12 protein-coding genes are annotated in these 16,314 nt (G+C 39.4%); 2 read left to right on the forward strand and 10 right to left on the reverse strand.

Going from position 1 to position 16,314, the window contains the following annotated elements; genetic code table 11:
• Positions 1-13: 13 nt before the first annotated feature.
• The 9 genes from DK207_RS11390 to DK207_RS11430 all read right to left on the reverse strand — a co-directional run bounded on the left by DK207_RS11390 (position 14) and on the right by DK207_RS11430 (position 10,637).
• Positions 14-913 (reverse strand): hypothetical protein, encoded by a 900-nt coding sequence (locus tag DK207_RS11390; RefSeq protein WP_171293675.1) that lies wholly within the window; start codon positions 911-913, stop codon positions 14-16.
• Complete coding sequence (locus DK207_RS11395) at positions 891-2,738, reverse strand: hypothetical protein (RefSeq protein ID WP_109441275.1); 1,848 nt, start codon at positions 2,736-2,738, stop codon at positions 891-893. Before DK207_RS11395 ends, DK207_RS11390 begins: the two co-directional genes overlap by 23 nt.
• The gene (locus DK207_RS11400; RefSeq protein WP_109441276.1) at positions 2,739-3,989 is read right to left on the reverse strand and encodes a glycosyltransferase family 2 protein; all 1,251 of its coding nucleotides are present in this window, start codon (positions 3,987-3,989) and stop codon (positions 2,739-2,741) included.
• Entirely contained in the window at positions 3,976-4,881 is a 906-nt protein-coding gene (locus tag DK207_RS11405; protein ID WP_109441277.1) for a hypothetical protein, read from the reverse strand. Before DK207_RS11405 ends, DK207_RS11400 begins: the two co-directional genes overlap by 14 nt.
• On the reverse strand, positions 4,881-5,630 hold the full coding sequence (locus DK207_RS11410) for a hypothetical protein (protein WP_109441278.1): 750 nt from the start codon (positions 5,628-5,630) through the stop codon (positions 4,881-4,883). The genes DK207_RS11405 and DK207_RS11410 overlap by 1 nt, the downstream gene beginning before the upstream one ends.
• A 157-nt stretch (positions 5,631-5,787) precedes the next feature.
• Positions 5,788-7,218 (reverse strand): deoxyribodipyrimidine photo-lyase, encoded by a 1,431-nt coding sequence (gene phrB, locus DK207_RS11415; RefSeq protein ID WP_109441279.1) that lies wholly within the window; start codon positions 7,216-7,218, stop codon positions 5,788-5,790.
• 118 nt (positions 7,219-7,336) lie between these two features.
• Positions 7,337-7,819, reverse strand: coding sequence for an FKBP-type peptidyl-prolyl cis-trans isomerase (locus DK207_RS11420; RefSeq protein ID WP_004638347.1), 483 nt, complete (start codon positions 7,817-7,819; stop codon positions 7,337-7,339).
• A 121-nt stretch (positions 7,820-7,940) separates the two neighbouring features.
• Positions 7,941-9,227, reverse strand: a complete 1,287-nt coding sequence (locus DK207_RS11425; RefSeq protein ID WP_005081817.1) for an NAD(P)/FAD-dependent oxidoreductase — start codon at positions 9,225-9,227, stop codon at positions 7,941-7,943.
• A 93-nt stretch (positions 9,228-9,320) separates the two neighbouring features.
• Positions 9,321-10,637: a D-alanyl-D-alanine carboxypeptidase PBP6B gene (locus tag DK207_RS11430; RefSeq protein ID WP_109441280.1), complete on the reverse strand. Its 1,317-nt coding sequence runs from the start codon at positions 10,635-10,637 to the stop codon at positions 9,321-9,323.
• Between the two features lie 435 nt (positions 10,638-11,072).
• Here DK207_RS11430 and DK207_RS11435 point away from each other — a divergent pair, with 435 nt between their 5' ends.
• Positions 11,073-12,776 (forward strand): M61 family metallopeptidase, encoded by a 1,704-nt coding sequence (locus tag DK207_RS11435; protein WP_109441281.1) that lies wholly within the window; start codon positions 11,073-11,075, stop codon positions 12,774-12,776.
• Positions 12,777-12,937: 161 nt separating this feature from the next.
• Here DK207_RS11435 and uraH read toward each other — a convergent pair whose 3' ends face one another.
• Positions 12,938-13,336: a hydroxyisourate hydrolase gene (uraH, locus tag DK207_RS11440; RefSeq protein ID WP_109441282.1), complete on the reverse strand. Its 399-nt coding sequence runs from the start codon at positions 13,334-13,336 to the stop codon at positions 12,938-12,940.
• Positions 13,337-13,811: 475 nt separating this feature from the next.
• On the opposite strand from uraH, the gene DK207_RS11445 reads away from it, so the two are divergent.
• Positions 13,812-16,043, forward strand: a complete 2,232-nt coding sequence (locus tag DK207_RS11445; RefSeq protein WP_109441283.1) for an NADP-dependent isocitrate dehydrogenase — start codon at positions 13,812-13,814, stop codon at positions 16,041-16,043.
• Positions 16,044-16,314 lie beyond the last annotated feature (271 nt).

Genomic DNA, 16,314 nt, shown 5'->3' on the forward strand with positions numbered 1-16,314 from the left:
TAAACTGCTTCTGTTAAGAAACAGTCTGGTTGTTTGTACGATATTTAAGCTTATACCATAAGGCAATCACGTAGACATTGATACGATTCATATAATGAGGGCCATCAAAGATATAAACTTTTTGTCCCTCATAGGCTTTCAATTGTTCGATAATTTCCCATGGATATGCTGCTCGAAAATGACCTTTTTTAGTAGGTCGAAATGCTTCTAAAACAATAATGATTCTGTCTTGACCAAATTCATGTTGCAGCTCATCTAAGATAATTCGTGCTTGTTCAGGTGAGCGAGTGCCGACCCCAACACCATCTTGAAAAAAAACATTGGTTTGCTCAGGCAGCCAACTTTTTAACCACACATCGTAATGTTTGGGCATTTCATCTGCGCTATAAATACTCACCCATACAGGTTTTGGAAGTTGGGCTAATGCTTGTCCTAAAACGCCTACACCTAACCATGTCGGGTCGGCTTCAACTGGAAAGTAATATCCTTTGAGTGGGATAGATTGGGTATGTACAATCAGTTGTTGAGAACTTTGAGCAAGCGACATGACTTGAGAGCGTGCAAGCTTTTCATCATATTCACCTGCTAAACCTAAGATAATCTCTGATGCCCATGCATTTTGATTAAGCTGTTGGAGATTTATATTCTTATCCCATTTTACAAAACCCGTATCATGGTCAAACCAAGATTTGGATTGCACAACAGACCATTGCGGAACAAATGTAGAAACCCCGAGTAGGTCCCAGTTTCCTTTGGGTGGAGTAGTGTCTAAATCAGGTTGCCAAAAAATTCCTTCAATATGGGGAGGCTGCATTTCGGATTGCGAAAAGTGTATGCAACCACCCAAAAGAATGATCATTGAAAAGATGAAAATAATGGTAAGTGTTAAATTATTCTGCCTTATTTTTAGCATTCGGTTTTTTTCGCCAGTACCAAAGCATGATTGCCAAAATCATAATAGCAGAAATGATAAGCACCAAGATAAAGAAAGATGACTGCTGAACCAGAGGTGCTTTTTGATTACCGACAATAATTTTTTGTAAAGTAAAGAGTTGACCATTTTGCGTCACGAGAATCTTGCTGGCATTATTGGGAATATTTTGTTGAATTTTTTCCCAAAATTTCGTGAAGTTTTGAGCACCCTCAGTGGAGTCTGTCAGGACATCAAAACGTTGTTCGTGAAAACTTACTAAAAAGCCCTTGGCGGCAGCAGGTGCATAAACAGTATCTTGATGCATGGATACTTGCTGGCGATAAATATTAGGATTGACTTGAACATTAATTAATTCAGGCTTTGCCGCATCAAATTTGACAAAATTTAATGGTACTGGATCGTCCGTGAGTAACATCCTTTTTGCTGTTTGACTCAGGATTAGGGCTATTTCTAAACTACCTGGTTCACCATCTATAGCGATGGTCGGATGGGTTGCAAATGCCATTGATAATGACGCTACACCATTTTTAAGTTTATGCGGTAATTTGACCGTGGATTTCTCAGTATCAATCCATAGAGAGCCTTTTGCTGTAGGTAAACATTGCGAGTTTACGATCACAGAGTTTTCAAGTTTTAATTGAAATGAAGTGCTATTAGAAATTGTTTTTGCAAAATAGTTAAATTGACGGTTTACGGGATCTGAATCCAATTCAGCAGTTTTTAGGCTGCCTGCCAATCCCCCATCAATCCAAGTGGTGATATTAGAGCCTTGCAGTAAGCCACTTTGGACACGTAATGCAATTTGCCCTTGCAAAATATCTGTGGGTTGCCAAACCGCTGGAAAGTTAAGGAACAGGTTTTTTTCAGCTTGGTTGAGTCGAAAATCGCTGATGCCTAAATCTGCTAGGGTATTGATTTGTTTTATTTTAGCCCAAGTGGGTGCTGCAAGTTTATCAGGTAAAAAAGTAGCTGAAGTATTGAGCTGTTGTAAATAATTTGAATTGAGTAATCCGTTAATAGTTGAGGCAAGTTTTTGTGGATGATCATATTTAATTTGCAAAGTTGGCACATTATTTTCAGAGCTAAGCTGAACTAAGGTTCCTTGCGGTATTGGCGTAGTCGATTTTGAAATTTCAATTAAGAAGTCGGCAGCTTGATCTGCTGGTGGATTTTGTTCATACCATTGCACAGGAGTAACGGATCCCCATGCATTCATGAGGCGACCGAGCATAGATGCTTCATTTACATTGGCTGGGTTAAATTTGAGAACGCCTACAAAAGGTGTCGGTCTGACGATCTGCGGATTAAACAATGCATCGGGTAAATCCTTTAAACGATAAACTGGTCGATGTCGTGCATAGTCAATTTTTGAATTACTTAAATAAGTGACTTGATCAATATCTTCACTACAGAAAGTTGTGCGATCAGCAGCAGGTGAAGTACGCGGGGAATATTGCTGTAAAATGAAATCTAAGCGATGAAAGCCGCTTTCAGCTGCGGGAATATTAAATTCCAGTTGGCCATCACCATTTAACACCGTGTTATAAATCAACTTATCATCGTATTTCACTAGTAAAGTGGTGAAATGTTCAGTTGAATAGTCACTACTAAAACGAATACTTTGCCATTCAGAACCCTTGCCGACATAAAAGTAGTGCGGTTCAATCGTGTATTTGTTAGAGGTATTGATGTTATCAAATTTCCACGTATTCCATGAATCTGCTTGAGCAAATACGGGCAAAGAGAGAGTCGCACTTGCTAACAGGATTTTGAAAACAGGATGGTTGAATCGATTTTTTTTCATTTATTTTCTCTCTTTGCTGCGTTCAGTTTTGTACCACTGTAGTGAATTACCTTGTATCTTATTTTTCAGCATGTCGTAGGCTGCTTTAAATACGATGAATAAAAAGATCTGTGAATAGGTGATGTAAGATAAAACTGAAAAGAAATAAAGTTGAGGTTTAACTCTTTCAAGCGATAAGGTGAACCACATTTGTGCGACATATAGACAAAAAGACAATACCCATAACACCGTAAATGGTCCAGGTAAAGTGATCCCTGCTATGCCAAGTAAGCCCAGCGTTAGAGTGATATGACTCCAAATGAGTGCTGGGACGAATAAGACATAACACATAATGTTGTTGAAAATTTCGATGCCAATTGGAAACGGTTTTCTTAAAGCAACGGGGAGGTATTTGCTGGTCACATAGAAATTACCTTGCGTCCAACGAGAACGTTGTTTAACAAAAACACTGAGTGAGGGAGGGTCTTGTTGCCAACCTACTGCATAAGGCACCCATTTGATTCGTTTTTGGCCGAGAAAGATTCTGAAGCTCATTTCAGTGTCATCGACCAATGATTTCTCATCAAATCCCCTTAATGTTTCTAGTGCATCACGCCATATGACATAGTTGGTTCCCATCAATGTTGATAATTCGAAACGTTGCCATCGGCCACCTTGGAAGATCCATTGAAAGAAAATAAATTCGATTGCAATAAATCGCGTCAAAATACTATCGCGCCAATTCCGTGTTCGAACTTTGCCGTTGACAGCAACCAGTTTTTTATCTGCCAATAAGGTTTGAGCCAACAGTCGAACACAGTCGGGTTCGGGCGTACTATCGGCATCATAGACAATAATTAATTCGCCTTTGGCATGGGGAAGACCATTGTTTAAGGTCCGAGATTTACCTTTGCCTCCCATACCTTTCGGGACATTCACAATTTTGATGCACGGGTAAATTTCCGCCATTCGCTCAGCGATCTCGAGGGTATTATCCTTAGAACCATCATTGATTAATAAAACTTCATACGCATGCGCGGGATAGTCTTGTTGCGCAATTGCATGGAGTGTATCTTCGATCACCACACCTTCGTTGTAGGCGGGGATCAATACACTGAGCATTGGCCATTCGGCGGGTACAGGCAAATTTTCTAACTCTTTGGCTGCATTTTTTGAATATTTCCATGCTTGATAACTTAACCATGCCCAAAAAGCTTGGGGAATCCAAATACCAAGAAAACCGAATAAAAATAGAATATCAATCGCGGGCATTGACTCTTCTCCTACGAATGATAGAGATGATTAAAATAAGAAGTAGCGATCCACCAAGCAATAATGAAATCCAGGAAATAGAACTACCAAAACTACTTAATAAACTCGGGAAATGGGTCGAAAAAAGATAATCTAGCGGAATCACAATAGGACTTATGGCAATTAAGAAATAACCAAATAGATTGGTCTCGACCCCTTCAGGCGTACTGTGGTAATGAACTCGACCAAAGCGCCATGATATCCCTAATTGGGGATATTCAATGGTATTAACGGGTAAGTGTGCGGGAGGATTAATTAAAATTTGGTAGCCAGAGGTTTGATCATAGTTATGATTGGCTTGATAAAAATGGTGCTGATGATGCTGAATCTTACGTGCAGGTATGGGCAGGATTTGTTTGTTATCCGATTGAATAATGTAGCTACCCGCAGGTTGTGAGATTAAGTTTTCATCCCAACCTGTTTCAATCAATGTGGCTAACGGCCTCAAACCAATTGCAGTAGAAAAAGTTGCTTTGGCTGAAAAGTATCTTGAATGTTCCATTTGAAAAAGGGCGATCGGAATCGCGCCTTCATTGACTGCTTTTTTTATCCGATAGTATGTTAAAAAGCTGAAATACTCATCTGGTAAAATAACGCCGGGTTTTACGCCTTTAGCGATGAGTTCTTTAAAACTGTTGGACTGGAGTTGGTCTGCCGTAAAAACAGGCCACCATGTTGCTGGTTGAGAGAAAACCTCTGAAATCATTTCAGAAGATTGAATATGTGGACTGGACTCTAATTTTGCGGGCTGAATCGAACAGTGATAATACTGCTGATAAAGTTGTTGTAAGGTTGTATCTGGATAATATTCAGTTGTCACCAGTAGACCACAAATATTTAGAAGTACGGACATCAAAACACCTCTCGGCCCACTTGCGATAGGTATTCTGTATGTTGTTCAATTTTTAACTTTAAAACACTCATCTCTTGCAATTGCTGTATAAAATGAGGTGTCGGGTGTTGTTCATCCATTCGACTTTCGTGGATAACGATGCTTTTTATTTCACTTAACTCTTCATTGATAAAATGATAAATGACGCTATCTCGCTCAGTAGATAAGATTGCCATAATGTTGTTTTGCGTTTCTTTCCAGATATCTTCTCCGAGCATTTCTCGAATAAGGACAGTATTGGTAATTTTAATACTGATCACCTCATAGTGATCTTTATGAGTCAGTTGTAATAGCTTCTTAAGTTGATCCTGGAAGTGCTTGAGTGCAGTTAACGGTAAAATATCATGTTGGTAATTCCGGTCATAACTTTGAATAGCACGATAAGAGGCTAAAGCATTTTTAATATTGTGACGAATCGCACTAAGAAAAATAGGAGCTAGGGGAGCCACAAATAACAGAAGTAGTTGTCGTTCAATATAGGTTTGATTTGCGAGATCAAGAAAGAAATAAAATGCGATTCCGACAAATGCGACTAAACCCAGTATCAATGCCATACCAATATTTAAGTATGCGCCAGCAATCACCAATAATAGTAAGAAAATCCAACTGCCTCGATAGGTGGCAGGTAGCCACTCATACGCCACAATCCCCATAAAGATATGAGCTGTGATAATCCATAAGACGAGTGCGGGAGCTGGGTTTTTTTGCATAATATTTTTAGTTTTAATGTTGTCTTTTGTGATCAAGGTAGCACTATTTTATAGTGATTGCGATAGTTTTATGTTGTTGAGTATGTGAAATAACTTTATAAACATGAATATATCGTGTGTCGATATGTTACTGAATAGGTTGGAAAATAATCCAAACCTATTCTTTAAAAACAGCTATTGCACGTGCCCGACTACTTTTTAAGTCAACTATGGGTACTGGATAGTGAAGTTCTGAATTGATTTTTTTAGCATGAGGTTCGTGAATAGATTTGGCATCCAAATGGGCAAGTTCTGGGATCCACTGACGTAAATAATCACCATTCGGATCAAATTTTTGTGATTGGCTAATCGGATTAAATATACGGAAATACGGTGCAGCATCGGTACCTGTCGAAGCACACCATTGCCAGCCACCATTGTTTGCAGCTAGATCACCATCTATAAGGTGCTGCATAAACCATTGTTCCCCTTTTCGCCAATCAATCAAAAGATTTTTACTCAGAAACATGGCGCAAATCATACGGACTCGATTGTGCATCCAACCTGTTGCAAGGAGTTGTCGCATACCTGCATCGACGATTGGAATACCCGTATGACCCTGTTGCCATTGTTGCAGCGCAATTGGATCATCACACCAGTTGATTTTTTGGGTTGAAAGCTGAAATGGCAAGTGCTTTGAAACACGTGGGTAGTCAAACAAAATATGCTGATAAAATTCTCGCCAGAGTAGTTCATCCAGCCATGTTTGCTGGCCTTCAGACTCAATCACAAAATCGCCATGTTGTTTACGGAATAGTGCTTGTAGACATTGACGAATAGAGAGAATACCAATATTTAAATAAGCGGATAGCTGGCTGGTGCCTGCCTGTGCTGGGAAGTCGCGGGCATTTTTATAATCGTCCAATCTGTCATGGATAAATTGATCGAGTAATGTTAATGCATAGGATTCGCCTACTGGCCATTGTTGTGTTAGATGATTAAGTTGCTGAGTATATTTAAGTTGTAGCTCTTTGAAATCTTCAAGTGAGGGGTGTGGATGGATGTTGATCGGCTGCTGCACGTCAGGTACTGGATAGCATTGGGGTAAGCTTTGTTGCAGACGTTGATAACAGACTTTTTTAAAAGCACTAAAAACTTGATAGGGCTGATGGCTCTGATTACGAATCGATGCTACTGGAAAGAGAGTACGGTCATGAAAAAGCACCAGTTCCTTGTTTTGTTGATTTAATAATTTTTGTACTTCTTTATCCCGTTTTAATTCATTGACCCCCAGTTCAATATTGGCATATACCTGTTGAATTGGAATATATTGCATTAAATCTGCAAAGAGCTGTGTTATATCTTTCCAAAGTGGTAAATGCTGAACAATTAAAGGAATATTGAGAGATTGCAATGCAATTTGTAATTGTTGTAGTTGACGAAGATAGAAGTCGATTTTGATGGGTGCATCATCATGTAGTTGCCATTGTTCAGGTGACAAGATCACTAGCGCAACTGTAGGCCCTGTTTGTGTTGCATGCCAAAGGGCGGCATGGTCATGGATTCTGAGATCTTGGCGAAACCAAATCAGTTGATAATCGCTTTGCATAAAGTAAGAACCACTCAATTTATTCGAAGTAAGGTATCTTTCTTATTTTATAAAAGTGAATGTGAAGAAAAAGCAAAGCCGAAGCTTTGCTTTTTAGTTGTGCTAATTCTAAAAAGAATTAGTGGTGGTGACCACCTGCACCGTGTACGTGACCGTGATCTAACTCTTCTTGAGAAGCATCACGAATTTCAACGATTTCTACTTCAAAAGTAAGATCTTGACCAGCAAGTGGGAAGTTTGCATCAACAACAACGTTGTCGCCTTCGATTGCTTTAACAGTTACGATTTGTACACCATCATCAGTTTGCGCTTGGAATTGCATACCAGGTTGAATGTTGTCTACACCTTGGAACATTTGAGCTGGAACTTCTTGAACAAGTTCAGGGTTGTATTCACCGTAACCTTCTGCTGCAGGAACATTTACAGTGAATTTCTCACCTACAGTTTTACCTGTAAGTGCGTTTTCTAAACCAGGAATGATGTTCCCTGCGCCGTGCAAATATGCAAGTGGTTCACCTTGAGATTTATCAAGTGTTTCACCCTCAGCGTTTGTTAAAGTGTAGTGGAATGAAACCACGTGGTTATTTGCAATAGCAGTCATGTTGTTAATCCATTCAAAGAGTTCAGGTGTACATCATAAAGTGAAAAGTCGAGTTTGTTGACTATTTTCCACTTTTTGAAACGATTTCGTTATAAATGGGAACGAAATTTATGTTTTCAACTCAGTAAAGTTTAATTTTTGGGCGAACACGACGGGTAAGCAAATCTTTCATGGTTAACATTCCTGCCTGTGTATAACCATGAATGTTGGCTTGATGCAGTCGATACAAAGATACATACATCGTTTTGGCAATAAAACCTTGCACACTCACGTCACCCAATAACTCACCTACAGCCTGATTTCGGCTTAATGAAACCAATGAGCCTTTATCATTAAAGACAAACATCGGTTGTGGTGAGTGGTTTAAACGTGCTGCCATCGCATCAACTAAAAAACTCGCTTGCTGGCTGGCAACTTGTGCACGAGGTCCGAGAGGTGGTTGACGTGCATCCAGTTGGCAATGGGCGCAATCTCCAAATGCAAAAACATTCGGATCCGAATAAGTTTGTAAGGTCGCATATACCATTAAACGATTGATTTTATCGCGTTTAAAATCATTTAAAGCTTCTAATATCTTAGGTGCTTTAACGCCTGCTGCCCAAACTGTAATATCAGAATGGATGACATTGCCGTTACTAAAATAGACATTGGAATCATCAACTTTTTGCACTTTGTGCTGGGTTAGAATTTCAATTCCCATTTTTTGCAATTGCTTGGCACTATGTGCTGCTGTTTTCTCATTGAGTGCTGGTAAGATGCGATCAGAAGCTTCAATGAGGGTAATTTTGACTTGTTTCGGATTGATTTTCTTTAACCCATAGCGATAAAAATTCTTGGTAGTTTCAATCAACTCTGCTGCAAGTTCAACACCTGTTGCACCAGCACCAACAATCCCGATATTTAAAGCACGTTCAGTCGATTGATTTTGTGCCTCAATATAAAGATGAAATAAATCTTGTTGGAAAATATCAGCTTGTTGACGACTGTCTAGGAAATGACAATGTTCGCGTACACCTTCTGTACCAAAGTCATTTGATACAGAGCCAACTGCGATCACCAATGTGTCATAGTTTAAACTTTGAATAGCAGGGGTGTGTTCTTTAGAAAGCTGTGGAGGAGAAAGTGTAATTTGTTTTTGATCTTTATTGACAGCAATCAGGGTACCGAGGACGAACTCAAAATGATGCTTTTCTGCGTGGGCGAAATAATTGGTTTGTTCTTCGTGGGGGTTAAGTGAGCCTGCGGCAATTTCGTGTAGGAGAGGTTTCCAAATGTGGGTAAGGTTCTGATCGACTAAGGTGATTTTGGCTTTTTTATGTTTACCAAAACGTTCGCCTAGTTGTGTCGCAAGTTCTAAACCACCTGCGCCACCACCCACAATCACGATATGATGTAAGGTTTTGCTCATGATTAACCTAATTGTTTTTGTGAAAGGATGGTTGGATTATGCCATCCTTTTTTCAATCTTGTATGGTTAATCTTGAGAAAAATAGTTGGTTTTTTACCCTTGATTTAAAGGATAAAGTTTGGCGGCTTTTGTATCATTTGTTGAGAAGAACGAAAATAAGTTAGAAAACCACAACATAATTTTCTGGAAAATATTTGCTTCTTCAATCTGTACTTCATTTTCAATCTGTAGACTACGAAGTAATTGATTATTTTGATAAATAGATACAGTCGCCAAATTCATTGCTTGTGTGAGCGGTGCCGTTAAGCGTTGCTCATTGAGTTCAATATTAACCCGCGTATGCGTGTTTTGGAGTGGCTCAATGATTTTCACACCATTTTCATCCACAACTTGAAGACGTTGGGTCAGTGGATCAAACTGATTTAAATCGATTGGTGTGGCTTGGTCATATAGTGAAGTCGTCACAATTGTCGGTTGCTGTGTCTCAACTTTGAAGATTTTGAGGGTTGAACGAATGACTGGCAACTCAGCGATCAGTTGATGTTTTGGGATCACTTCTTCGTCACGGGTATAAGCATAAGCCAAGTTCATTAACTTGTTCGCGACTTCTGCACGTGTGATGGCATTTGGTGTGCCAAGTACGATGACGATTAAGCGGCGTTTATCGATATGTGGATTTAAGGTTGGGCGTTCTGCTGTTAAAGCCAAGTTATAACCAGCAGCTTTGGTAAAACCTGTTTTTAGACCATCTGCTGTTGGGTCCATTTTTAGAGCAAGATTCGTTGCGCGATGGAAACGTTGGTTGTAACTAAAGCTTGGCATTTTTGAATAATAAAGATATTCAGGTGTTTTGGTTACAATCGCTTGTGCTAATAAGCCCAAATCTGCTGCTGTTGAGTAATGATCTGGCATCGTGATACCCGCAGGATTGCTAAAATGAGTATCTTCCATGCCTAAGGCTTGAGCTTCTTGGTTCATACGTATGATGAACTGAGGCACGCTACCCGAAATTTTCTCAGCAAGCGTCAATGCGGCATCATTGGCAGACATGACAATTAAACCTGCTAAAAGTTGATCAACAGAAATCTGCTCACCTTCTTTTAAATACATTTGGGATTCGTCCCACATCACGGTATTTACAACGGAGGTTGCAGTGATTACGTCCTCTTTGCGTAATTTTCCAGCTTCAATTTCCTTCAATGCCACATATGCCACCATCATTTTTGTTAAAGATGCTGGAGCACGTTGCACATGACTATTATGCTCAGCGATGATTTGCCCTGATTGTGCATCGACAATAGACCATGCTTGGGCTTCAACCGTTTCAGGAGAGATATTGAGTAAAGTCGCATGTGCAAGATTTGCACAAAATAAACTTAATAAGGTAAAGAGCGATAGGAAAAATTTCACGAGAACACCTTGTGCAGCCAATCCATGGGCATGGAATGCGAAAAAAGCATGCTATGACTTTTTCGTAGAAGAATCTAGGGGTTGTTGACATTTTATATATGAATTGCGTTGTAGACTAAAATTTCATTAGACGAGGCATGAAACGCAGGGAATGGCTATTCCCTTGCCAAGTTTCATAACGAAGTATGAGGGAATTTTAGTAACAACCCTTCGGGACAGGGATATTTTTTGTCGCTACTACGTTATGACTTCTTCATTTAGAATGACTAAATTTCACAAGTCATGCCTTGTATCGCCTAAAAAACATCCTCTGTCGCAACCATAGATAAAGTGACAACGGCCCCCTAAACTTTTGCTGACATTTAAGACATCTACGCATGAGTTTGTAAAAAAATGCTAAGCTGTGGGAAATTTTTTTATTTTTTAGTTTGAACTATGCTGCATTATCAAATTGAATTCGACGATTATCGCCAACATCTCATTCATGTCACGCTTCGTTTTCTTGCAAATCCAAATCAAGAGCTTTGGCTACCGACGTGGATTCCGGGCAGTTATTTAATTCGAGAGTTCTCTAAGCATATTGAATCAGTGAAAGCATCTGATGAAGCCGGACGTTTGCTCAGTATTAAAAAAACAGAGAAGAATCGTTGGCGTTTATTCAATACCGACCATGAGCTGATTACGGTTGAATATGATGTCTATGCTTATGATCTATCTGTACGTGGTGCTTATGTTGATCAAACACGACTCTATGTCAATCCAGCCTGTGTTTGTTTGGGACTTCAGGATCAGGAGCAAGCCCCATGTGAAGTTGAGCTGTTTTTGCCAGATGAGTTGAAGCATTTTCAGATTGCTACAGGTTTAACTTCTAAAAGTTTAGTCAAAGGACGTTTCACCTTAAAAGCGGATAACTACGATCAATTGATTGATAGTCCTTTTGAGCTAGCAGAGCAGAGCCGTTTCAGCTTTGAAGCGAACGGGATTCCACATGAGTTTGTGATTTCAGGAAAGCACAATACCAATTTAGAGCGTATGCAAGCAGATATTGAGAAAATCTGTCGAACTGAAATAGAAATGTTTGGTTCCGCGCCATTTCAAAACTATACCTTTATGACGATAGCAACAGGCAATAGCTATGGTGGTTTGGAACATTGCAATAGCACCAGTTTGATTACACCACGGGATGATTTGCCTAAGCTTGACGAAGCTGAAGAACCTTCAAAGGACTATCAACGTTTCTTAGGTTTATGCAGCCATGAATATTTTCACTCATGGTTAGTGAAGTTTATTCGACCAGATAATTTTGCCAATTATGATTTACACAAAGAAGGTTACACCAGCCTATTGTGGATCTTTGAAGGTTTCACTTCCTATTATGATGATTTGATTTTATTACGTAGTGGTGTGATTTCTCAGAAATCGTATTTAGATTTATTGAAAGGGCAAATTGATCGTTATTTGCAAAATCCAGGACGTTTCATTCAAACGGTTTCTGAGTCAAGTTTTGATGCTTGGATTAAATTTTACCGCCAAGATGAAAATTCTAATAATGCAGGTACCAGTTACTACAATAAAGGTAGTCTAGTTGCGCTGTGTTTAGACTTGGGACTTCGTCTACGTGGTTCTAGCTTGGATGCGTTAATGCGCCGTTTGTACGAAAATACTCAGCAGGGTATTCAAGTCAATGAGCGTACAATCTTTGATTTGTGCAAAGCGCTGACAGGCGATGATTGGATTGAGCAGATTAATCACTTAATCAATACCACTGACGAACTGCCACTAGACCAATTATTACCTGAGTTTGGTTTAAATTACGTGCTTAAAAACCAAAAAGCCTTGCCTTTTGGTTTGAAATTGCTCGATAAAACTGAAGGTGTTGTTGTGCAACAAGTACGTCGTGAAGGTGCGGCAGCTCAAGCTGGTTTATCAGCAAATGATGTCATTATTGCGATTGATGGTGTTAAAGCTTCGGAAAAGCTTCTGGCAAAATATGCAAAACAGCAAGGTACATATACGGTTTATGCTTTCCGCCGTGATGAGCTATTAACGTTTGAATTGAGTGGTGGTGAGAACTCATTAACCACAGTTGATTTAAATATTGAAGACCAAAATAAACTTGATGTGTGGTTAAAATCTTGATTAAAGGAGCGCAGACAAAACTTCTACTGAAGCATTTGGTTCTGTTTTTTCTGAAAAAAACCTAGAGATGTGTACTGCCCCCTTCAAATTAGACAAAGAACCTAATTTGAAGGGGGCTTTTTCATAATTCATTCTTCGCAAATGACTGGATTTGGATAAGATTAATTACCACGATATGTTGAATACCCATAAGGGCTAATCAAAAGTGGAATATGGTAATGTTCAAGTTTTCCATCTACAGAAAAAATGACAGGAACTTCTGGGAAAAATGAATTCTGTTTGTGTTGTTCAAACCATTCTCCTGTTTTGAAAGTAACTTTATAAATTCCTTTTTGAAGTGGGGTGTCTTTTGGATATAACTCTGTGATACGCCCTTGCTGATTGGTGGTGTTGTTATTGAGCACTTTCCATTGATTATTTTCTTGTTTTTCTAAAACAACTTTAACCCCCGCAGAAGGAAGTCCATTTTCCAAGTTGAGCACATGTACGCTTAACGGATTTTGTGCAAAGCTAAAAGAGGAAACAGTCATGGCTACCAATGGGACGAAAACTTTCATTATTCGGTCTATCCTGAAATAAAAAACTAATTTTAATCATTTGGTCAAAAATTAAGTTTAAAAAGTGTAAATAAAACTAGAGTCGAATATTCGGATTGATCTTGAATGACTAATATGACAAGAGACGCTGAGTAAATTTGAAACTAAAATTCTCATCAATCTAAGTTTTAAATCCGAACAAATAATATCCGTTTTGTGGTATTTCGTATTGAAATGTCGTTATCTCGATATATTGCATTGACTGAGAAGTGATCACTACTGATACTTTCATGTTTTATTTCAGCTAACCGATTTGCAGGAGATGAAACCTTAAAGGGCTACTACTATTTCGTAGCGAAATGTCGTTATCACTGGATATTGCGTTGACTGAGATGCGATCAGGGCTGATACTCTCAGGGTTTTATTTAAGCACATCGGTTCTTAGGGGCTGGGCCACAAGCTCGACCCTCAAAACTCAATCCAACACAAGGGGCTATATATGGCTAGTGGGAAGTCAACAATCATTTACACACTGACTGATGAGGCGCCACTATTGGCGACCTATTCGCTACTGCCAATCATTGAGACTTTTACTAAGCCTGCAGGCATCGAGATCGTTAAAAGTGATATCTCTGTTGCTGCACGGGTACTCGCAGAGTTTTCAGATTACCTAAATGATGAACAGAAGGTAACGAATAATCTCGCAGAACTTGGTCGTCGTACTCAGGATCCTGATACAAATATTATCAAACTTCCAAATATCAGTGCTTCTGTAGCGCAGTTAACTTCTTGCATAAAAGAGCTGCAGTCTAAGGGCTATGCAATTCCTGATTATCCTGAAAATCCAACAACTGAGGAAGAAAAGGAAATCAAGGCGCGTTATGGTAAATGTCTTGGTTCAGCGGTGAATCCAGTTTTACGCGAAGGTAACTCTGACCGTCGTGCACCTGCGGCTGTTAAAAACTATGCGAAAAAACACCCGCACTCAATGAGCGAGTGGAAACAATGGTCACAAACTCATGTTTCACATATGGAACATGGTGATTTCTATCACGGTGAAAAGTCGATGACACTTGACCGTGCACGTAATGTAAAAATGGAACTCATCACCAAAAGTGGTGAAACCATCGTGCTTAAGCCAAAAGTTGCGTTACAAGATGGTGAAATCATTGATTCAATGTTCATGAGCAAAAAGGCGCTTTGCGACTTTTATGAAAAAGAACTTGAAGATTGTCGTGAAGCGGGCATTTTGTTCTCTTTACACGTAAAAGCGACCATGATGAAGGTGTCACACCCAATCGTATTTGGTCACTGTGTGAAAATTTACTACAAAGATGCGTTTGAAAAGCACGGCAAATTATTCGATGAGTTAGGCATTAACGTCAACAACGGTATGGCTGGTCTTTATGAAAAGATTGAGACATTACCAACGTCTTTGCGTGAAGAAATTATTGAAGATCTACATGCTTGCCAAGAGCACCGTCCTGCACTTGCAATGGTTGACTCTGCAAAAGGTATTACCAACTTCCACTCTCCAAATGACGTGATTGTGGATGCATCTATGCCTGCAATGATCCGCTCAGGCGGAAAAATGTGGGGTGCAGATGGTAAACAGTATGACTGTAAAGCTGTAATGCCTGAATCTACGTTTGCGCGTATTTACCAAGAAATGATCAATTTCTGTAAGTGGAATGGTAATTTTGATCCGAAAACCATGGGTACTGTACCAAACGTAGGCTTGATGGCGCAAAAAGCGGAAGAATACGGTTCACACGACAAGACTTTTGAAATTCCTGAAGCAGGTATTGCCAACATCACTGACCTAGAAACTGGTGAAGTGTTGATGACTCAAAACGTTGAGCAAGGTGATATCTGGCGTATGTGTCAGGTGAAAGATGCTCCGATTCGTGATTGGGTTAAATTGGCTGTTACACGTGCACGTAACTCAGGTATGCCAGCAATTTTCTGGTTAGACCCGTATCGCCCACATGAAAATGAATTGATCAAGAAAGTTGAAAAATACTTAAAAGATCATGACACTGCAGGTTTAGATATTCAAATCATGTCGCAAGTGCGTGCAATGCGTTATACGCTTGAGCGTGTGGCTCGTGGTTTAGATACAATTTCAGTAACAGGTAATATTTTACGCGATTACTTAACTGACTTGTTCCCGATCATGGAGTTGGGTACTTCTGCAAAAATGTTGTCTATCGTGCCGTTAATGGCTGGCGGTGGCATGTATGAAACAGGTGCAGGTGGTTCAGCGCCGAAACATGTTCAACAGCTTGTGGAAGAAAACCACTTACGTTGGGATTCTTTAGGTGAGTTCCTTGCGCTTGCAGTTTCTTTAGAGGAATTGGGCATCAAGGAAAGCAATGATCGTGCGAAATTACTTGCTAAAACACTTGATCAAGCGACTGGTAAGTTACTTGATAACGATAAATCGCCATCACGTCGTACTGGTGAGCTAGACAACCGTGGTAGTCACTTCTATTTGGCATTGTATTGGGCGGAAGCTTTAGCTGCTCAAGATGAAGATGCTGAGTTAAAAGCGAAGTTTGCTCCTTTGGCAAAAACTTTGGCTGAAAACGAGCAAAAAATTGTTGCTGAGTTGAGTCAAGTACAAGGTACTGCTGCTGATATCGGTGGTTACTATGCAATTGATCCAGTGAAAGTAAGCGCTGTTATGCGTCCAAGTGCAACACTAAATGCAGCACTTGAAACAATTTAAAGTTTAAAGTCTGTAAGTGATGTAAAAAAGCCGATGCTATAGCATCGGCTTTTTAATTTTTTCTTTAGATTATTAAATAGTTGAATTAATATAAACCAAAATTTCGTTGGAGTTTAAGTAATTAGATAATACTTCACCAAATATGAAAAAATTTAAACTCTAATTAAAACTATAGAAGATTGTTTTTAATGGAAAAAATATTTGAAAATAAAAGTTGGAATAGTTTTTTGATAAATTGTGTTCTTCTTGCAACCACTTATGCAATCTTAGT

Origin of the sequence: Acinetobacter haemolyticus (genome assembly GCF_900406815.1) — a bacterium.
Lineage (GTDB): Bacteria > Pseudomonadota > Gammaproteobacteria > Pseudomonadales > Moraxellaceae > Acinetobacter > Acinetobacter haemolyticus_A.

Coding starts and splice junctions, on each gene's coding strand:
- DK207_RS11390 (WP_171293675.1), bottom strand. CDS start 913: ATGCTAAAAATAAGGCAGAATAATTTAACACTTACCATTATTTTCATC.
- DK207_RS11395 (WP_109441275.1), bottom strand. CDS start 2,738: ATGAAAAAAAATCGATTCAACCATCCTGTTTTCAAAATCCTGTTAGCA.
- DK207_RS11400 (WP_109441276.1), bottom strand. CDS start 3,989: ATGCCCGCGATTGATATTCTATTTTTATTCGGTTTTCTTGGTATTTGG.
- DK207_RS11405 (WP_109441277.1), bottom strand. CDS start 4,881: ATGTCCGTACTTCTAAATATTTGTGGTCTACTGGTGACAACTGAATAT.
- DK207_RS11410 (WP_109441278.1), bottom strand. CDS start 5,630: ATGCAAAAAAACCCAGCTCCCGCACTCGTCTTATGGATTATCACAGCT.
- phrB (WP_109441279.1), bottom strand. CDS start 7,218: ATGCAAAGCGATTATCAACTGATTTGGTTTCGCCAAGATCTCAGAATC.
- DK207_RS11420 (WP_004638347.1), bottom strand. CDS start 7,819: ATGACTGCTATTGCAAATAACCACGTGGTTTCATTCCACTACACTTTA.
- DK207_RS11425 (WP_005081817.1), bottom strand. CDS start 9,227: ATGAGCAAAACCTTACATCATATCGTGATTGTGGGTGGTGGCGCAGGT.
- DK207_RS11435 (WP_109441281.1), top strand. CDS start 11,073: ATGCTGCATTATCAAATTGAATTCGACGATTATCGCCAACATCTCATT.
- DK207_RS11445 (WP_109441283.1), top strand. CDS start 13,812: ATGGCTAGTGGGAAGTCAACAATCATTTACACACTGACTGATGAGGCG.